Here is a 19,268-nt window from a genome sequence, read left to right as displayed (position 1 = left end):
TTCAGTAGCACTAAGCTATCAGCGCCGGGCCATCGGGCGTTTGTTTGCTCTTGCCAGGTTGTTTGTCAGATTTGCCAGTTATGCCCCGGGAGGGCGCTGCGGCCATGACCCGGGGCGATGGGGAGGGCGTTTTGCCGTCAGGCCGGGAAGTCGCCGCGCTGGCGGGCAACGAGGGTCAGAATGGAGTAGAGCGCCACCGGCTGCTGGTGCTGGTTAAATATCTCTACCGCCCACTCGACGACGCCGGTGGCTTTCTCTTCCGCCGTGCGCTGGCGTTTGACCGTTTTACGCTTGCAGGTCAGGCGTACCTGGATGGTATCTCCCGGCTTCACCGGCTCGATAAAGCGCAGATTTTCCATGCCGTAGTTGGCGATAACCGGCCCGACGCCGGCATCGACGAACAGCCCGGCGGCCGCGGAGATCAGGAAGTAGCCGTGCACCACCCGTTCGCCGAAAATCGACTCGGCGGCGGCAATTTTATCCATGTGGGCGTAGAAGTGGTCGCCGCTCAGGCAGGCAAAATTGACGATATCCGCCTCGGTCAGCGTGCGGCGCGGCGTCAGCAGGCTGTCGCCGGGCTGAATCTCTTCGAAATATTTGCGGAACGGATGAACGCGGTCCTCGGCCACCTGCGCGCCGCGAACCCACTGTCTGGAGATGGCCGCCAGCATGGTCGGGCTGCCCTGAACCGCCGTGCGCTGCATATAGTGCTTCACCGACCGCAGGCCGCCGAGCTCTTCGCCGCCTCCCGCCCGGCCCGGCCCGCCGTGAACCAGCTGCGGTAGCGGAGAGCCGTGGCCGGTGGACTCGGCGGACGACTCTTCGTTGAGGATCTGAATACGGCCGTGGCAGCGGGCGGCGCCGAGAATAAACGATCGTGCCAGCTCGCCGCTGGCGGTGACCAGCGTCCCCACCAGGCTGCCTTCGCCCGCCCGGGCGAGGGTCAGCGCGTGCTCGCGGTTTTGGTACGGCATCAGGGTTGCTACCGGGCCGAAGGCTTCGATGGCGTGCACCGCCGGGGTTTCATCCGGCTGCGGGCAGAACAGCAGCGTCGGCGGGAAAAAGGCCCCGGCGGCGCTGAGGTCCGCCCGGCCGCCGAGGCGGATCTCGCAGCCGGCCGCAATCAGCGTATTGATGTTCTCCTGCACGTCCCGGCGCTGATCGCTATTCACCAGCGCGCCCATTTTGACCCCTTCCTGCGCCGGGTCGCCAACCACCACCTTCTGCAGGCGGGCGATCAGCGCCTCGCTCACCGCGCTGACCTGCGCCTGCGGCACGATAATCCGGCGGATAGCGGTACATTTCTGTCCGGCTTTAGCGGTCATTTCGCGCACCACTTCGCGAATAAACAGCGCGAACTCCGGCTGCTCCGGGGTGACGTCATCCCCCAGCACGCAGCAGTTCAGCGAGTCGGCCTCCATGGTGAAGGGGATGGATTTCGTCACCAGGTTCGGGTGCACGCGCAGCTGCTGGCCGGTGGCGGCGGAGCCGGTGAAGGTCACCACGTCCTGGCTATCGAGACGCTCGAGCAGATCCCCCGCGCCGCCGCAAATCAGGCTGAGGGCGCCTTCCGGCACCAGGCCGCTGTCAACGATGGACTTCACCATCGCCTGGGTCAGCTGAGCGGTGGCGGTGGCCGGCTTGACGATCGCCGGCATCCCGGCCAGCCAGGTTGGCGCCAGCTTCTCCAGCATCCCCCAGCAGGGGAAGTTAAAGGCGTTGATATGCACCGCCACGCCGGACTTCGAGGTCAGCACGTGGCGGGCGGCGAAGCCTCCCTGTTTTGATAGCGGAATCAGCTCATCTTCCGGCCACAGGTTATCGTCCGGCAGCTCCCGGCTGCCCAGCCCGGCGTAGGTAAACAGCGTGCCGATGCCGCCTTCGATATCGACCCAGCTGTCGGCGCGGGTCGCCCCGGTTTGCGCCGAAATCGCGTAAAAGTCGGCCTTGTGCTCCAGCAGGTGTTTGGCCACCGCCTTGAGCATCGCGCTGCGCTCAATAAAGGTCATGGCCTGCAGCGCTTTGCCGCCGCGCTCGATGGCAAAGCGGCGCGCCTGCGCCATATCCAGCCCTTCGCTGGAGACTTCCCACAGCGCTTCGCCGCTGATGGCGTGGTGAATAGTACGGGTGCGGCCCCGGCCGGTCTGCCAGGCGCCGGATAAGTAGCTGGCTAACTGCTGCATCGCGAATCTCCAGATGTGTTACGTGAAATATCTATAAATAGTTATTTTATGAATCATTAAATGCAAGCCTATATTTAATAATTTATTAACATTGTGATCGATGATGTCGTGAGCGTGTGTCATATGTTGTTGTATTTACGCTGTTAGTGGAATGTTTTGCGGCGATCGTCACAAAAAGAACAAACAAAATTTGTGGTTTTATTTAACCAGAGTGTAACTTTTACAAAACAAAGTGATTCACAAAAATTGATTTGTTGAATTTACAGGAATCATAGAGGTGATGACGTGACAGAAGAACAACGCTTTGACCAGCGCATCGCGCAGGATACGGCCATCGAACCGCAGGACTGGATGCCCGACGCCTACCGCCAGACGCTGATCCGCCAGATTGGCCAGCATGCGCACTCCGAAATTGTCGGCATGCTGCCGGAAGGGAACTGGATCACCCGCGCGCCGACGCTGCGCCGCAAGGCGATCCTGCTGGCTAAGGTGCAGGATGAGGCCGGCCACGGCCTCTATCTGTACAGCGCGGCGGAAACCCTCGGCTGCGCCCGGGAAGATCTCTATCAGAAGATGCTCGACGGGCGGATGAAGTACTCCTCCATTTTTAACTACCCGACGCTGAGCTGGGCGGATATCGGCGTGATCGGCTGGCTGGTGGACGGCGCCGCCATCGTCAACCAGGTGGCACTGTGCCGCACCTCCTACGGCCCCTACGCCAGAGCGATGGTCAAAATCTGCAAGGAAGAGAGTTTCCACCAGCGCCAGGGATTTGAAGCCTGCATGGTGCTGGCCCAGGGCAGCGACGAGCAGCGGCGGATGCTGCAGGACGCGATCGACCGCTTCTGGTGGCCGGCGCTGATGATGTTTGGCCCCAGCGATGACAGCTCGCCCAACAGCGCCCGCAGCATGGCGTGGAAGATCAAGCTGCACTCCAACGATGAGCTGCGCCAGCGCTTTGTCGACAACACCGTGCCGCAGATCGAGCTCCTCGGGATGACCGTCCCGGACGCCGAGCTGTGCTTCGACGAGGCCAGCGGCCGCTACCGTTTCGGCGAGATTGACTGGCAGGAGCTGAACGAGGTCATTAGCGGCCGCGGGATCTGCAACCACGAACGACTGGCCGCCAAGCGTAAAGCCTGGGAAGAGGGGGCATGGGTGCGGGAAGCCGCGCTGGCCCACGCGCAAAAACAACACTCCCGCGACGCGGCGTAAGGAGCACCACCATGAGCAACGTTTACTGGCCGTTATATGAAGTTTTTGTCCGCAGCAAACAGGGACTTTCGCACCGCCACGTCGGCAGCCTGCACGCCGCCGACGACCAGATGGCGCTGGAAAACGCCCGCGACGTCTACACCCGCCGCAGCGAAGGCTGCTCGCTGTGGGTGGTCAAGGCCAGCGAAATCATCGCTTCGCAGCCGGAAGAGCGCGGCGAATTCTTTGACCCGGCGGAGAGCAAAATCTACCGCCATCCCACTTTCTACAGCGTGCCGGACGGCATGGAACATATGTGAGGCAGCGATGAATAACCTCAATCCCGTTGCAACCTATGCCCTGCGTCTGGGCGATAACGGCCTGGTGCTGGCCCAGCGCCTGGGGGCGTGGTGCGGCCACGCGCCGGAGCTGGAGATTGATCTGGCGCTGGCCAATATCGGTCTCGACCTGCTCGGCCAGGCGCGTAACTTCCTTACCTACGCGGCGGAGCTGGCAGGGTGCGGGGACGAAGACACTCTCGCCTTTGGCCGCGACGAGCGCCAGTTTCACAACCTGCTGCTGGTGGAGCAGCCGAACGGCAGCTTCGCCGACACCCTCGTCCGCCAGTTCTTTATCGACGCCTGGCACGTGGCGCTGTTCACCCGTCTGGTAGAGAGCCGCGATGCGCAAATTGCCGCCATCGCCGCCAAGGGACTGAAGGAGGTGCGCTACCACCTACGCTTTAGCCGCGGCTGGCTCGAACGGCTGGGCAACGGCACGCCGCTTTCTGCGCAAAAAATGCAGCAGGCGGTCGATGGCCTGTGGCGCTTTACCGGCGAGCTGTTTATGGCCGACGCGCTGGAGCTGAGCCTGGTCGAGCAGGGAATTGCCGTCGACCCGCGCGAGCTGCAGGGAACCTGGCAGAGCACGGTGCATACCGCGCTGCTGGAGTCGGGTCTGCAGATCCCCGAGGAGGCGGCGTTTCGCAGCGGCGGCAAGCAGGGTTTGCACAGCGAACACCTCGGACCGATGCTCGCGGAGATGCAGTATCTGCAGCGCGCCTATCCCGGCCAGCGCTGGTAGCAGGAGGTGGCTATGCAACGACTGACCGCGATCGCCCCCGCCGACGTTCACGCTATCTGGGCCCTGCTCAGCGAGATCCCCGATCCGGAAGTGCCGGTGCTGACCATTACCGACCTCGGGATGGTGCGCAGCGTGGCGCCGCGCGGCGAGGGCTGGGTGATTGGCTTTACGCCGACCTACTCTGGCTGCCCGGCAACGGAGCATCTGCTGGGCGAGATCCGCGCGGCGATGGCCCGCCGCGGCTACACGCCGGTGCATATTGTCCTGCAGCTTGACCCGCCGTGGACCACCGACTGGATGAATCAGGCGGCCCGCGAGCGCCTGCGCCAGTACGGGATCAGCCCGCCGCAGGGGCACGCCTGCCACGCCGATATGCCGCAGGAGGTGGTTTGCCCGCGCTGCGGCAGCGTCCACACCTCGCTGATTAGCGAATTCGGTTCTACGGCCTGCAAAGCGCTCTACCGCTGCGACAGCTGCCGCGAACCCTTTGATTACTTTAAATGTATTTGAGGTTGCCATGACGACGTTTCATTCGCTTACCGTCGCGAGAGTGGAGCCGGAAACCCGCGATGCGGTGACCATTACCTTTGCTATCCCCGACGCGCTGCAGGCCGAGTACGCCTTCCGTCCCGGCCAGCACCTGACCGTAAAAACCCGCCTCGGCGGGGAAGAGCTGCGGCGCTGCTACTCCATCTGCCGCAGCCGCTCCCCGGCCGAAATTAGCGTGGCGGTGAAGGCCATCGACGGCGGCCGCTTCTCCCGCTATGCGCAGCACGATATCCACCAGGGCATGGCCCTGGAGGTGATGGTTCCGCAGGGCCATTTTGGCTATCAGCCGCAGGCCGAAAGGCGCGGGGAGTACCTGGCGATTGCCGCCGGTTCCGGCATTACGCCGATGATGGCGATTATCGGCGCCACGCTCGCCACCGAAACGCAGAGCCGCTTCACCCTGATCTACGGCAACCGCAGCAGCCACAGCATGATGTTTCGCCAGGCGCTGGCGGACCTGAAAGACCGCTATCCGCAGCGGCTGCAGGTGGTGCACCTGTTTAGCCAGGAGTCGATGGACAGCGATCTGCTGCAGGGGCGCATCGACGGCGCTAAGCTGCGCGCGCTCTCCGGCCGGCTGCTGGACTTCAGCCGCTTCGATGAGGCCTTTATCTGCGGCCCGGCGGTGATGATGGATGACGCTGAGGCCGCGCTGGGGGCGCTCGGGATGGCGGCGAACAGCATCCATCTTGAGCGTTTTAATACCCCGGGCAGCAGCGTTAAGCGCGCGACCGGGGTGCAGGCCGAGGGCCGCACCGTCACCATTCGTCAGGACGGCCGCGACCGGCTGGTGGCCCTCAGCGCGGAGGATGACAGCATTCTCGACGCGGCGCTGCGCCAGGGGGCGGATCTGCCGTTCGCCTGTAAAGGCGGCGTCTGCGCCACCTGCAAATGCAAGGTGCTGAGCGGAGAAGTGGCGATGGCGGCAAACTACAGCCTCGAAGCGGACGAGCTGGCGGCCGGCTACGTGCTCAGCTGCCAGGCGCTGCCGACCAGCGGCGACGTGGTGGTGGATTTTGACGCCCGGGGGATGGCATGAGCGAACTGCTGATTAGCCGCCACGGGCGGGTTCTGCACCTGGCCCTCAACCGGCCGCAGGCGCGCAATGCGCTCAATAATGCGCTGCTGACGCAGCTTGCCGAGGCGCTGGAAGCCGCGGCGGCCGACCCGGAGGTGAGCGCCTGCGTGATTAGCGGCGGCCAGCGCTTCTTTGCCGCCGGCGCCGACCTGAACGAAATGGCGGAAAAAGATCTCCCGGCCACGTTCGATGATATTCGCCCCCGCCTGTGGGCGCGCATTGACGCCTTCCCGAAACCGCTGATTGCGGCAGTGAACGGCTACGCCCTCGGCGCGGGCTGCGAGCTGGCGCTGCTCTGCGACCTGGTGGTCGCGGGGGATAACGCCCGCTTCGGGGTGCCGGAAATCACCCTCGGCATTATGCCCGGCGCGGGCGGCACCCAGCGGCTGATCCGCTGCGTCGGCAAGGCGCTGGCCAGCCGCATGGTGCTGAGCGGCGAAGCCATCGACGCCCGGCGGGCGCAGCAGGCCGGTCTGGTGAGCGACATCTATCCGCCGGCGTTAACCGATGAATATGCACTGAAGCTGGCAGCGACCATTGCCCGCCACTCGCCGCTGGCGCTGCGGGCGGCGAAGCAGGCGCTGCGCCAGTCGCAGGAGGTGGGGCTGCAGGCCGGGCTCCAGCAGGAGCGCCAGCTGTTTACGCTGCTCAGCGCGACGGAAGATCGTCGCGAAGGCATCGACGCCTTTTTACAAAAACGTACCCCGCAATTTAAAGGACGCTAATGGTGGAAGCTTTTATTCTCAGCACCGTAGAACAGGGCGTGATGACGATTACCCTTAACCGTCCGGATCGCCTGAACAGTTTTAATGACCTGATGCACCAGCAGCTCGCCGAGTGTCTGACCCAGGCCGAACGCGACGACAGCGTGCGCTGCCTGCTGATCACCGGCGCCGGGCGCGGCTTTTGCGCCGGCCAGGATCTGAACGACCGTAACGTTGACCCCAGCGGCCCGGCGCCGGATCTGGGGCTGTCGGTGGAGCGTTTTTATAACCCGCTGGTGCGCCGCCTGGCGGCGCTGCCGAAGCCGGTGATTGCGGCGGTTAATGGCGTAGCGGCCGGGGCCGGGGCAACCCTGGCCCTGGGCTGCGATATAGTGCTCGCCGCGCGATCCGCCAGCTTCGTGATGGCCTTCAGCAGGCTCGGGCTGGTGCCCGACTGCGGCGGCAGCTGGTTCCTGCCGCGGGTCGCCGGACGCGCCAGGGCGATGGGGCTGGCGCTGCTGGGCGAGAAGCTCAGCGCCGAACAGGCCGCCCAGTGGGGGATGATCTGGCAGCTGGTGGAAGACGCCGAGCTGGCGGACACCAGCCTTCAGCTGGCCCGCCATCTGGCGGCGCAGCCGACCTTCGGCCTCGGCCTGATTAAGCAAGCCCTGCTGGCCGCGGAAACCAACGGCCTCGATGCCCAGCTTGACCTGGAACGCGACTACCAGCGCATGGCCGGACGCAGCGCCGACTACCGCGAAGGCGTAAGCGCTTTCCTCGCCAAACGTCCTCCACAGTTCAGCGGGAAATAGCCTATGAGCACAACACTGCATATCGTCGCCGTGATCGGCGGCGGCACCATGGGCTCGGGGATTGCGGAAGTCGCCGCCGGCGCCGGACATCAGGTGCTGCTCTACGATATCGCCGCCGATGCGCTAACCCGCGCGGTGGACGGTATTCGCCAGCGGCTGGCCTCGCGCGTCGCGCGCGGCAGGCTGACCGCAGAGCAGGCTGAGGCGCTGCTGGCCCGCATCGTGCCGACGACGGAGCTGGCCGCGCTGGCGCCGGCGCAGCTGGTGATTGAAGCGGCTTCCGAACGTCCTGAGGTCAAAAAAGCGCTGTTCAGCCAGCTGGCGGAGATCTGCTCGCCCTCCGCGCTGCTCACCAGCAACACCTCCTCGATATCGATTACCGCGATTGCCGCCGACGTTAAGCACCCGGAGCGCGTTGCCGGGCTGCACTTCTTTAATCCGGCTCCGGTGATGAAGCTGGTGGAAGTGGTCAGCGGCCTGGCCACCTCGCCGGAGGTGGTCGAACAGCTGTGCCGGTGCGTCACCGCGTGGGGCAAGCAGCCGGTACGCTGCCGCTCAACGCCCGGGTTTATCGTCAATCGCGTGGCGCGCCCGTTCTACGCCGAAGCCTGGCGCGCGCTGGAGGAGCAGGTGGCTCCCGCGCAGGTCATTGACGCCGCGCTGCGCGACGGCGGCGGTTTCCCGATGGGGCCGCTGGCGCTGACCGATTTGATCGGCCAGGACGTCAACTTCGCGGTGACCTGTTCAGTGTTTAACGCCTTCTGGCAGGACCGGCGCTTCCTTCCCTCGCTGCTGCAGCAGGAGCTGGCGCTGGCCGGGCGGCTGGGCAAAAAGAGCGGGCAGGGCGTGTACCGCTGGCCGCTGGACGCCGAGGCGGATCTGGCCCTCAGCCCGGTGGCCGATCCTGCAGGGGCGCTGAAGGTGAGCGGTAAACGTGACAATGTCACCGAGCTTGACGAGCTGCTGCTGATGGAGACCGAAGGCCAAACCGCCGAGGCCCTGAGCGCCCACTACGGCCGTCCGGTGGTGGTCTATGACCACAGCGCCGGGGAGACGGTGGTGCTGGCGAGCGCGGAGTCTAACCCGCAGTCGGCCACCGATAAAGCGGTGCACTATTTTCAGCAGCAGGGCAAAAAGGTGCTGCAGATTGCCGACTATCCGGGGCTGCTGGTGTGGCGCACGGTGGCGATGCTGGTAAACGAGGCGCTGGATGCGGTGCAGAAAGGGGTGGCCGAGCCGGCGGATATCGATACCGCGATGCGCCTCGGGGTGAACTATCCGCACGGCCCGCTGGTGTGGGGTGCCCGACTGGGTTGGAACCGCGTGCTGCACCTGCTGGAAAACCTCCAGCAGCACTACGGCGAGGAGCGCTATCGCCCCTGTTCGCTACTGCGCCAGAAGGCGCTGCTGGAGATGCGTCATGAACGATAAGGCCTGGCGCAACGCGCGCGCGATGTACGAACTTGATACCTGCGCCCAGGCGCTGGGGATCGACATCATTGAGATGGACGAAGGCTACGCGCAGATGACCATGACCGTCGCGCCGAACATGCTTAACGGCCATCAAACCTGCCACGGCGGGCAACTCTTTTCCCTCGCCGACACCGCTTTTGCCTACGCCTGCAACAGCCAGGGGCTGGCGGCGGTGGCCTCGGCGGCGAGCATCGATTTTCTGCGCCCGGCCTTCGCCGGCGACCGGCTGGTCGCCACCGCGCGGGTCAGGCAGCAGGGCAAACTGACCGGCGTCTACGACATCGAAATCGTTAACCAACAACAGAAAATTGTCGCCCTGTTTCGCGGTAAATCGCACCGCATCGGCGGCACAATCACAGGAGAAGTTTGATGCGCGACGCCTTTATTTGTGACGGAATTCGTACGCCGATCGGCCGCTACGGCGGGGCGCTCGCCAGCGTGCGGGCCGACGATTTGGCCGCCGTTCCGCTGCGCGAGCTGCTGAGCCGCAACCCGCGCCTCGATCCCGGCTGCATTGACGACGTGATTTTCGGCTGCGCCAACCAGGCCGGAGAAGATAACCGCAACGTGGCGCATATGGCGACGCTGCTGGCGGGCTACCCGCAGAGCGTCTCCGGCACCACCATCAACCGCCTGTGCGGCTCCGGGCTGGACGCAATCGGCTTTGCCGCCCGCGCCATTAAGGCCGGGGATGCCGACCTGATGATTGCCGGCGGCGTGGAGTCGATGTCGCGGGCGCCGTTTGTGATGGGCAAGGCCAGCGCGCCTTACCAGCGTCAGGCGGAGCTGTTTGATACCACCATCGGCTGGCGTTTTGTGAACCCGCTCATGCAGCAGCAATTTGGCACTGACAGCATGCCGGAAACGGCGGAGAATGTAGCCGAGTTGTTAAATATTAGCCGCGCCGATCAGGACGCCTTCGCCCTGCGCAGCCAGCAGCTGACGGCGAAGGCTCAGCGTAACGGCATCCTGGCGCAGGAGATCGTGCCGGTCCAGATTATCGGCAAGAAGGGGGCGGTCAGCGCCGTTCGCGATGATGAACATCCGCGGGCGGAGACCACCCTGGAGCAGCTTTCACAGCTAAAAACCCCGTTCCGCAAGGGCGGCGTGGTCACCGCCGGAAACGCCTCCGGAGTTAACGACGGCGCAGCGGCGCTGATTATCGCCAGCGAACAGCAGGCGCTGGCCCAGGGGCTGACGCCGCGGGCGCGCATCGTGGCGATGGCCACGGCGGGGGTTGAACCACGGCTGATGGGACTCGGGCCGGTGCCCGCCGTGCGCAAGGTGCTGGAGCGCGCGGGGCTGAATATTAACGATATGGACGTCATTGAACTGAATGAAGCCTTCGCCGCCCAGGCGCTGGGGGTGCTCAGACAGCTGGGAGTGGCGGACGATGCCGCGCACGTTAACCCCAACGGCGGCGCTATCGCTCTCGGTCACCCGCTGGGAATGAGCGGCGCCCGGCTGGCGCTGAGCGCAAGCCTGGAGCTGCAGCGCCGCGGCGGGCGCTACGCCCTGTGTACGATGTGTATTGGCGTGGGTCAGGGCATTGCCATGATCCTCGAGCGAGTGTGAGCTAATTTACCTGCGAGTACCCTAAAATGATAACTAATACAAAATTAGATCCGATTGAAAACGCTTCTCGTGACGAATTACAGGCTCTGCAAACCCAGCGCCTGAAGTGGACGCTGAAACACGCTTACGACAACGTTCCGATGTACCGCCGCAAGTTTGACGCGGCGGGGGTGCATCCTGACGATTTCCATGAGCTGAGCGACCTGAGCAAATTCCCGTGCACCACCAAGCAGGATCTGCGCGATAACTACCCGTTTGATACCTTTGCGGTGCCGATGGAGCAGATTGTGCGCATCCACGCCTCGTCGGGAACCACCGGCAAGCCGACGGTGGTGGGCTACACGCAAAACGATATTGATACCTGGGCCAACATCGTCGCCCGCTCCCTACGCGCGGCGGGCGGCACGGCGAAGGACAAAATCCACGTTGCCTACGGCTACGGCCTGTTTACCGGCGGCCTTGGCGCGCACTACGGCGCGGAGCGTCTGGGGGCCACGGTGATCCCGATGTCCGGCGGCCAGACGGAAAAGCAGGCGCAGCTGATCCGCGATTTTCAGCCGGATATGATTATGGTTACGCCCTCGTACTGCCTGAACCTGATTGAAGAGCTCGAGCGGCAGATGGGCGGCGATGCCAGCCGCTGCTCCCTGCGGGTCGGCGTATTCGGCGCCGAGCCGTGGACGCTGGCGATGCGGGCGGAAATCGAGCGCCGTCTCGGGATCGTCGCCCTGGATATCTACGGGCTTTCGGAAGTCATGGGGCCGGGGGTGGCGATGGAGTGTCTGGAAACCGCCGACGGCCCGACCATCTGGGAAGACCATTTCTACCCGGAGGTGGTCAACCCGCACGACGGTACGCCGCTGGCGGATGGCGAACACGGCGAGCTGCTGTTCACCACCCTGACCAAAGAGGCGCTGCCGGTAATCCGCTACCGTACCCGCGATCTGACCCGCCTGCTGCCGGGCACCGCGCGCAGCATGCGGCGGATGGATCGCATCAGCGGACGCAGCGACGACATGCTGATCATTCGCGGCGTCAACGTCTTCCCGTCGCAGCTGGAGGAGGAGATCCTCAAGGTGGAGCATCTGGCGCCGCACTATCAGCTGGAGGTCAATCGCCGCGGGCATCTTGATTCACTTTCGGTACGCGTGGAGCTGAAGGAGAGCAGCCTGTCGCTGAGCCACGAGCAGCGCTGCCAGATCTGCCATCAGCTGCGCCACCGCATCAAGTCGATGGTCGGGATCTCCACCGATATCAGCATCGTCAACTGCGGCAGCATCCCGCGCTCGGAAGGCAAAGCCTGCCGGGTGTTCGACCTGCGCAAGGTTGCCGCCAACGGCTAGGTCAGCGCCACCCGGCCCGGCCGGACGATGAACTCCCCGGCGGGACGCCGCGCGCCCGCCGGGAATTCCCTGTGCTATGATTCGTCATGGACTACTAACCGCAACGGAATGAATCAGATGAGCAGGCTTGATAATTTTATTCAACAGGCGGTGACGGCGATGCCGATTAGTGGGACCTCGCTGATCGCTTCCCTGTACGGCGATTCCCTGCTGCAGCGCGGGGGCGAAGTGTGGCTCGGCAGCGTGGCGGCCCTGCTCGAAGGGCTGGGGTTCGGCGAACGCTTTGTGCGTACGGCGCTGTTTCGCCTCAACAAGGAGGAGTGGCTGGACGTGGTACGCATCGGCCGCCGCAGCTTCTATCGTCTGAGCGACAAGGGGCTGCGCCTGACCCGCCGCGCGGAGCACAAAATTTATCGCGCCGGCGCCCCGGAGTGGGACGGCACCTGGCTGCTGCTGCTCTCCGAGGGGCTGGAAAAAAATACCCTGGCGGAGGTGAAAAAACAGCTTCTGTGGCAGGGTTTTGGCGCGCTCGCGCCGAGCCTGCTCGCCTCGCCGGCGCAGAAGCTGGCGGACGTCCAGTCGCTGCTGCATGAGGCGGGGGTGGCGGAAAACGTCATCTGCTTTGAAGCGCACTCTCCGCTGGCGCTCTCCCGGGCGGCGCTGCGCGCGCGCGTCGAGGAGTGCTGGCATCTCACCGAACAAAACGCGATGTACGAAACCTTTATTTCGCTGTTTCGCCCGCTGCTGCCGCTGCTGCGCGACGTCGATAGCGCGGAGCTGACCGCAGAGCGCTGCTTCCAGATCCAGCTGCTGTTAATCCATTTTTATCGTCGGGTGGTGCTCAAAGATCCGCTCCTGCCGGAGGAGCTGCTGCCGGCGCACTGGCTGGGGCAGACCGCGCGCCAGCTGTGCATCAATATTTATCAACGCGTCGCCCCCGGCGCGCTGGCCTTCGTCAGTGAGCTCGGGGAGAGCTCGGTCGGCGAACTGCCGGCGCCGGGGCCGCTCTATTTTCAACGTTTTGGCGGCCTGACCGCCGCTTAAGGAGAGCCGATGCCGATTTATCAGATTGACGGTATGACCCCGGTGGTACCGGATGAAAGCTACGTTCACCCCACGGCGGTGCTGATTGGCGACGTGATCCTCGGGAAAGGCGTGTACGTCGGGCCCAACGCCAGCCTGCGCGGTGATTTTGGGCGCATCCTGGTGAAAGACGGCGCCAACATTCAGGATAACTGCGTGATGCACGGCTTTCCCGGCCAGGATACGGTGGTCGAAGAGGACGGGCATATCGGCCACGGGGCGATCCTCCACGGCTGCGTTATCGGCCGCAACGCGCTGGTGGGGATGAGCGCGGTGATTATCGACGGCGCGACGATTGGCGAAAACAGCATCGTTGGCGCCTCGGCGTTCGTGAAGGCCAAAGCCGAGATGCCGGCCAACCATCTGATCGTCGGCAGTCCGGCGAAGGCGATTCGCACCCTGAGCGAGCAGGAGATCGCGTGGAAAAAGCAGGGGACGCGGGAGTATCAGGTGCTGGTCGAGCGCTGCCAGCAAACGCTGCATCAGGTGGAGCCGCTGAAAGAGGTGGAACCGCAGAGAAAGCGCCTGGAGTTTGATGAAAGCCTGCGGCCGAAATCATCATCCTGAGCAGTAGCCCTCCGGCCCTCCGGAATGGAGGGCCTAATATTTAGCCAGCTCGCGAAAGAGTGCCGGGTTCGCCTGAATCGCCGCCAGCACTTTTGCCGCCAGCCCGGTTGGGTTACGTCGTCTGGATTCCCAGCTTTTAATGGTATCCACGCTGGTTCCCAGCGCTTGCGCCATTTCCGTCTGGGAAACGTTCAGCCGCGCTCGAATGGCCTTCACGTCAGCAATCTCATAGCGAGTCACGCGGGCCGGGGCTTTATCGCCATTTTTGATATCAACGGCTTCTTTGAGAGACGTTTGAAGCTCATCAAAAAAACTCATATCACACCTCATTTTTCAGTCGTTTGGCTAGTTTTTTGAGCTGCGCTTTTTCAGCATCGGTCAGGCTATCTTTGGTGCTTTTTGGGTAAGCCAAAACCAGATAGATAATCTCGGCGGTTGCGAGGAAATAAATTACCCTCGCGCTGCCGCTTTTTCCCTGCCGGCCGGTCGCCATCCTGATTTTCCGTAGCCCACCCGTATTCTGGATGATATCCCCGGCATCCGGATTGCCAATGAGTTCTTTCTGCAGCGCCCGAAGCTCATCGTCAGTCGCAAGCTGTTGTATCTGCCGGGTAAACAGCGGCGTTTCGATAAATTCAATCGCACAGCACATGAGTACGCTCCTTATTAAGGTACCATGTACACCAATGTGTGTACATAGTACCCATCCCTAATTTTACGGCAATCTGTCAGGCGGGTGCCCGCAGGTCGGAGACGGAATGCCGCAAGCCGTGAGCGCTATCGTATACGTTGGAGGATTTACAGGCAGAATTGGCTGCTGATTTTACGAGGCGTCTCGTAAGGTGGGTGAGGGGGAGAAGAAACTCCCACCGGGCGGTGGGAGTGGCAATCTAAATTACGCTGCAACCACGCTATCGATGGCTGCTTTCGCGTCGTTCTGCGCTTTGGCAGCCACTTCCGGACCGTAAGCGATACCTTCAGCGAAGACGAAGTTCACGTCGGTGATGCCGATGAAGCCGAGGAAGGTCGACAGGTACGGAGTCACCAGGTCAGTCGGGGTATCTTTATGGATGCCGCCGCGGCTGGTCACAACGACAGCGCGTTTACCGGTAACCAGACCTTCCGGCCCTTTCTCGGTGTAACGGAAGGTGACGCCAGCGCGAGCCACGAGGTCGAAGTAATTTTTCAGCTGAGTCGGGATGTTGAAGTTATACATCGGCGCGGCGATAACAATCACGTCATTCGCCTGCAGTTCGGCGATCAGCTCGTCGGACAGCGCCAGCGCTTCCTGCTGACGCGGAGTCAGCGGCGCATCGCTCGGACGCAGAGCACCAACCAGTTCGCCATCCAGTACCGGAATCGGATTTGCTGCCAGGTCACGCACGGTGATAACGTCTTCAGCGTGCTTTTCACGCCATTGTTCAACAAAATAGTCGGACAGCTGACCGGATTGCGAGTACCCTGCCAGAATACTGGATTTGAGAACTAATACTTTGCTCATGGGTGTTTCCTTATATGAGATTGACGGGTCGATGCCCTGGTGCTTGCTGACACTTTATTCACAATCATGCCGCAGAGAAAGCGCAATAAATCGAACTCAGTGTTCAGTTTTTTTGAACAAGGCATGAAATGATCAGCTGTGGTAATCTACAGCAATACTTCAAAAGAGATTTTTCCTGGCAGAGCACTGCCCGATAACGCTATGACAGAACAACAAATTTTCACCTTCCCCCAGCTCTTCCAGCAGCTTGATGGCCTGATGCTGCGCGACAGGTTACGCTTTTCCCGCCGTCTGCACGGCGTGAAGAAGGTTAAAAATCCTGAATCCCAGCAGGCTATTCTGCGGGAGATGGCGCAGGAGATTGCGGCAGCGGCAGGGAAAGTCCTGCTGCGTGAAGCGGCGCGGCCGGCGATTACCTATCCGGAAAACCTGCCGGTAAGCCAGAAAAAGCAGGAGATCCTCGAAGCCGTGCGCGACCACCAGGTGGTGATTGTGGCGGGGGAGACCGGCTCCGGTAAAACCACTCAGCTGCCGAAAATCTGCATGGAGCTCGGGCGCGGGGTGAAAGGCTTAATTGGCCACACCCAGCCGCGTCGTCTGGCGGCGCGCACCGTAGCGAACCGCATCGCCGAGGAGCTGCAAAGCGAACCGGGCGGCTGCATCGGCTACAAGGTGCGCTTTAGCGACCACGTCAGCGACAACACCATGGTCAAGCTGATGACCGACGGTATCCTGCTGGCGGAAATCCAGCAGGACCGGCTGCTGATGCAGTACGACACGATCATTATCGATGAGGCCCACGAACGCAGCCTCAATATCGACTTCCTGCTTGGCTACCTGCGGGAGCTGCTGCCGAAGCGTCCGGACCTGAAAATCATCATCACCTCGGCGACCATCGATCCGGAACGCTTCTCGCGCCACTTCAACCACGCGCCGATTATCGAAGTTTCCGGCCGCACCTGGCCGGTCGAAGTTCGCTACCGGCCGATCGTGGAAGAGGCCGACGACACCGAACGCGATCAGCTGCAGGCGATTTTCGACGCCGTCGAAGAGCTGGGCCATGAAAGCCCCGGCGATATTCTGATCTTTATGAGCGGCGAGCGGGAAATTCGCGATACCGCCGATGCGCTCAATAAGCTCAACCTGCGGCATACCGAAGTGCTGCCGCTCTACGCCCGGCTGTCGAACAGCGAGCAGAACCGCGTCTTCCAGTCCCACAGCGGGCGGCGTATCGTGCTGGCGACCAACGTCGCGGAAACCTCGCTGACGGTGCCGGGAATTAAGTACGTTATCGACCCGGGCACCGCGCGCATCAGCCGCTATAGCTTCCGCACCAAGGTGCAGCGCCTGCCGATTGAGCCCGTTTCTCAGGCCTCCGCAAACCAGCGTAAGGGCCGCTGCGGCCGCGTATCGGACGGGATCTGTATTCGTCTCTATTCCGAAGACGATTTCCTGTCGCGCCCGGAGTTTACCGACCCGGAAATCCTGCGCACCAACCTGGCGTCGGTTATTCTGCAGATGACCGCCCTGGGGCTGGGGGATATCGCCGCCTTCCCGTTCGTTGAGGCGCCGGACAAGCGTAATATTCAGGACGGCGTGCGTCTGCTGGAGGAGCTCGGGGCGATTACCACCGACGAGCAGATGACCGCCTATAAGCTAACGCCGATGGGCCGCCAGCTCAGCCAGCTGCCGGTTGACCCGCGGCTGGCGCGGATGGTGCTGGAAGCGCAAAAGCACGGCTGCGTGCGCGAGGCGATGATCATTACCTCGGCGCTGTCGATTCAGGACCCGCGCGAACGTCCGATGGACAAGCAGCAGGCCTCCGATGAGAAGCATCGCCGTTTCCACGATAAAGAGTCGGATTTTCTCGCCTTCGTTAACTTATGGAATTACCTCGGCGAGCAGCAGAAAGCGCTGTCATCGAACCAGTTCCGCCGCCAGTGCCGCCTTGATTTTCTTAACTACCTCCGGGTGCGCGAGTGGCAGGACATCTACACCCAGCTGCGCCAGGTGGTGAAAGAGCTGGGCCTGCCGGTCAATAGCGAGCCGGCGGAGTACCGCGAAATTCACACCGCGCTGCTGACCGGGCTGCTGTCGCATATCGGCATGAAGGATACCGACAAGCAGGAGTTTACCGGCGCGCGTAACGCCCGCTTCTCGATCTTCCCGGGCTCCGGGCTGTTTAAGAAGCCGCCGAAGTGGACCATGGTGGCCGAGCTGGTGGAAACCAGCCGCCTGTGGGGGCGCATCGCCGCGCGCATCGACCCGGAATGGGTGGAGCCGGTGGCGCAGCATCTGATTAAGCGCTCGTACAGCGAACCGCACTGGGAGCGGGCGCAGGGGGCGGTGATGGCGACGGAGAAAGTAACCGTCTACGGCCTGCCGATCGTCGCCGCCCGCAAGGTGAACTACAGCCAGATTGACCCGGCGCTGTGCCGCGAGCTGTTTATCCGCCACGCGCTGGTGGAGGGCGACTGGCAGACCCGTCACGCCTTCTTCCGCGATAACCTCAAGCTGCGAACAGAGATCGAAGAGCTGGAGCACAAATCGCGCCGCCGCGACATCCTGGTCGACGACGAGACGATGTTTGAGTTCTACGATCGGCGCATCGGCCATGACGTCATCTCGGCGCGCCATTTCGACAACTGGTGGAAGCAGGCCAGCCGCGAGACTCCGGATCTGCTCAACTTCGAAAAGAGCATGCTGATTAAAGAGGGCGCGGAGCAGGTCAGCAAGCTGGACTACCCGAACTTCTGGCATCAGGACAGCCTCAAGCTGCGCCTGACCTACCAGTTTGAACCGGGCGCCGACGCCGACGGGGTGACGGTGCATATTCCGCTGCCGCTGCTCAATCAGGTGGAGGAGGCCGGCTTTGAATGGCAAATCCCCGGCCTGCGCCGGGAGCTGATTATCGCCCTGATTAAGTCGCTGCCGAAACCGGTGCGGCGTAACTTTGTCCCGGCACCGAACTACGCCGAAGCCTTTTTAGGCCGGGCGACGCCGCTGGAGCTGCCGCTGCTGGATTCGCTGGAGCGCGAGCTGCGGCGGATGAGCGGCGTGACCATCGACCGCGAGGCCTGGCAGTGGGATCAGGTGCCCGATCACCTAAAAATCACCTTCCGGGTGGTGGATGATAAGAACAAGAAGCTCGCCGAAGGCCGTTCGCTGCAGGAGTTAAAGGATGCGCTGAAGGGGAAAGTGCAGGAGACGCTCTCCGCGGTGGCCGATGACGGTATCGAGCAGAGCGGGCTGCATATCTGGAGCTTCGGCACCCTGGCGGAAAGCTATGAGCAAAAGCGCGGCAACTATCGGGTTAAGGCCTGGCCGGCGCTGGTGGACGAACGTGACAGCGTGGCGATTAAGCTGTTCGACAATCCGCTTGAGCAGCAGCAGGCGATGTGGCGCGGTCTGCGGCGTCTGCTGCTGCTGAACATTCCATCGCCGATTAAATATCTGCACGAGAAGCTGCCGAATAAAGCCAAGCTGGGGCTCTATTTTAACCCCTACGGCAAGGTGCTGGATCTGATTGACGACTGCATCTCCTGCGGCGTCGATAAGCTTATCGACGAGGCCGGCGGGCCGGTATGGACCGAAGAGGGTTTTGCGAAGCTGCACGAGAAGGTTCGCGCCGAGCTCAACGATACGGTGGTGGAGATTGCCAAACAGGTTGAGCAGATCCTGACCGCGGTGTTCAACGTCAACAAGCGGCTGAAAGGGCGCGTGGATATGAGCATGGCGCTGGGGCTGTCGGATATCAAGGCGCAGATGAGCGGGCTGGTCTATCGCGGATTCGTCACCGGCAACGGCTTCCGCCGGCTGGGGGATACGCTGCGCTATCTGCAGGCGATTGAAAAGCGGCTGGAGAAAATGGCCGTCGATCCCCATCGCGATCGCGCGCAGATGCTGAAGATTGAGAGCATTCAGCAGGCGTGGCAGCAGTGGTTGAATAAGCTGCCGCCGGCGCGCCGCGACGATGAGGATGTGCAGGAGATCCGCTGGATGATCGAGGAGCTGCGCGTTAGCTTCTTCGCCCAGCAGCTGGGTACCCCGTACCCGATTTCCGATAAGCGGATCCTGCAGGCGATGGAGCAGATCGTTGCCTGATCGGCGGGCTGATGGTCGT

At 62.7% G+C, this 19,268-nt stretch carries 18 protein-coding genes; 14 read left to right on the top strand and 4 right to left on the bottom strand.

From position 1 onward, the window contains the following. Positions 1-137 precede the first annotated feature (137 nt). Positions 138-2,183 carry a phenylacetic acid degradation bifunctional protein PaaZ gene (gene paaZ, locus MMW58_RS16100; protein WP_241721618.1) on the bottom strand — a complete coding sequence of 682 codons (2,046 nt, stop codon included), beginning with the start codon at positions 2,181-2,183 and terminating at the stop codon, positions 138-140. Positions 2,184-2,468: 285 nt separating this feature from the next. Between paaZ and paaA the strand changes: the two genes are divergently transcribed. From paaA to paaY, 13 genes are all read left to right on the top strand, one after another. Then, a complete protein-coding gene (gene paaA / locus MMW58_RS16095; protein WP_241721617.1) occupies positions 2,469-3,398 on the top strand; it encodes a 1,2-phenylacetyl-CoA epoxidase subunit PaaA in 930 nt (309 codons plus the stop codon). 11 nt (positions 3,399-3,409) lie between these two features. After that, a complete protein-coding gene (paaB, locus tag MMW58_RS16090; RefSeq protein WP_041145265.1) occupies positions 3,410-3,697 on the top strand; it encodes a 1,2-phenylacetyl-CoA epoxidase subunit PaaB in 288 nt (95 codons plus the stop codon). A 7-nt stretch (positions 3,698-3,704) separates the two neighbouring features. Then, complete coding sequence (paaC, locus tag MMW58_RS16085; RefSeq protein ID WP_241721616.1) at positions 3,705-4,460, top strand: 1,2-phenylacetyl-CoA epoxidase subunit PaaC; 756 nt, start codon at positions 3,705-3,707, stop codon at positions 4,458-4,460. 12 nt (positions 4,461-4,472) lie between these two features. Continuing rightward, positions 4,473-4,970: a 1,2-phenylacetyl-CoA epoxidase subunit PaaD gene (paaD, locus tag MMW58_RS16080; RefSeq protein ID WP_045855137.1), complete on the top strand. Its 498-nt coding sequence runs from the start codon at positions 4,473-4,475 to the stop codon at positions 4,968-4,970. 7 nt (positions 4,971-4,977) lie between these two features. Next, entirely contained in the window at positions 4,978-6,048 is a 1,071-nt protein-coding gene (gene paaE / locus MMW58_RS16075; protein WP_241721615.1) for a 1,2-phenylacetyl-CoA epoxidase subunit PaaE, read from the top strand. Further along, positions 6,045-6,812 (top strand): 2,3-dehydroadipyl-CoA hydratase PaaF, encoded by a 768-nt coding sequence (paaF, locus tag MMW58_RS16070; RefSeq protein ID WP_241721614.1) that lies wholly within the window; start codon positions 6,045-6,047, stop codon positions 6,810-6,812. The genes paaE and paaF overlap by 4 nt, the downstream gene beginning before the upstream one ends. 2 nt (positions 6,813-6,814) lie before the next feature. Beyond that, on the top strand, positions 6,815-7,603 hold the full coding sequence (gene paaG / locus MMW58_RS16065; protein ID WP_371823013.1) for a 2-(1,2-epoxy-1,2-dihydrophenyl)acetyl-CoA isomerase PaaG: 789 nt from the start codon (positions 6,815-6,817) through the stop codon (positions 7,601-7,603). Positions 7,604-7,606: 3 nt separating this feature from the next. Further along, positions 7,607-9,034 carry a 3-hydroxyacyl-CoA dehydrogenase PaaH gene (gene paaH / locus MMW58_RS16060; protein ID WP_241721612.1) on the top strand — a complete coding sequence of 476 codons (1,428 nt, stop codon included), beginning with the start codon at positions 7,607-7,609 and terminating at the stop codon, positions 9,032-9,034. Further along, on the top strand, positions 9,024-9,446 hold the full coding sequence (gene paaI, locus MMW58_RS16055) for a hydroxyphenylacetyl-CoA thioesterase PaaI (RefSeq protein ID WP_123707723.1): 423 nt from the start codon (positions 9,024-9,026) through the stop codon (positions 9,444-9,446). The genes paaH and paaI overlap by 11 nt, the downstream gene beginning before the upstream one ends. Beyond that, positions 9,446-10,651 carry a 3-oxoadipyl-CoA thiolase gene (pcaF, locus tag MMW58_RS16050; protein ID WP_241721611.1) on the top strand — a complete coding sequence of 402 codons (1,206 nt, stop codon included), beginning with the start codon at positions 9,446-9,448 and terminating at the stop codon, positions 10,649-10,651. Before paaI ends, pcaF begins: the two co-directional genes overlap by 1 nt. 26 nt (positions 10,652-10,677) lie before the next feature. After that, on the top strand, positions 10,678-11,994 hold the full coding sequence (gene paaK, locus MMW58_RS16045) for a phenylacetate--CoA ligase PaaK (protein ID WP_128878324.1): 1,317 nt from the start codon (positions 10,678-10,680) through the stop codon (positions 11,992-11,994). A 117-nt stretch (positions 11,995-12,111) separates the two neighbouring features. After that, positions 12,112-13,038, top strand: a complete 927-nt coding sequence (gene paaX, locus MMW58_RS16040; RefSeq protein WP_241721610.1) for a phenylacetic acid degradation operon negative regulatory protein PaaX — start codon at positions 12,112-12,114, stop codon at positions 13,036-13,038. Positions 13,039-13,047: 9 nt separating this feature from the next. Further along, the gene (gene paaY, locus MMW58_RS16035; RefSeq protein WP_045855144.1) at positions 13,048-13,644 is read left to right on the top strand and encodes a phenylacetic acid degradation protein PaaY; all 597 of its coding nucleotides are present in this window, start codon (positions 13,048-13,050) and stop codon (positions 13,642-13,644) included. 33 nt (positions 13,645-13,677) lie between these two features. On the opposite strand, the gene nadS is transcribed toward paaY, so the two are convergent. The 3 genes from nadS to azoR all read right to left on the bottom strand — a co-directional run bounded on the left by nadS (position 13,678) and on the right by azoR (position 15,145). Beyond that, a complete protein-coding gene (nadS, locus tag MMW58_RS16030) occupies positions 13,678-13,962 on the bottom strand; it encodes a NadS family protein (protein WP_159237348.1) in 285 nt (94 codons plus the stop codon). 1 nt (position 13,963) lies between these two features. Next, positions 13,964-14,296 carry a type II toxin-antitoxin system RelE/ParE family toxin gene (locus MMW58_RS16025; RefSeq protein WP_159237347.1) on the bottom strand — a complete coding sequence of 111 codons (333 nt, stop codon included), beginning with the start codon at positions 14,294-14,296 and terminating at the stop codon, positions 13,964-13,966. A gap of 243 nt (positions 14,297-14,539) precedes the next feature. Then, positions 14,540-15,145, bottom strand: a complete 606-nt coding sequence (azoR, locus tag MMW58_RS16020; RefSeq protein ID WP_133599964.1) for an FMN-dependent NADH-azoreductase — start codon at positions 15,143-15,145, stop codon at positions 14,540-14,542. A 258-nt stretch (positions 15,146-15,403) separates the two neighbouring features. Between azoR and hrpA the strand changes: the two genes are divergently transcribed. Beyond that, the gene (gene hrpA, locus MMW58_RS16015) at positions 15,404-19,249 is read left to right on the top strand and encodes an ATP-dependent RNA helicase HrpA (RefSeq protein ID WP_241723738.1); all 3,846 of its coding nucleotides are present in this window, start codon (positions 15,404-15,406) and stop codon (positions 19,247-19,249) included. Positions 19,250-19,268: the final 19 nt, after the last annotated feature.

The organism is Klebsiella sp. HC6 (assembly GCF_022605325.1).
Classification (GTDB): Bacteria; Pseudomonadota; Gammaproteobacteria; order Enterobacterales; family Enterobacteriaceae; genus Klebsiella; species Klebsiella terrigena.
The sequence above is the reverse complement of the archived record's forward strand: the minus strand, read 5'-3'. Positions and strand labels throughout refer to the sequence as shown.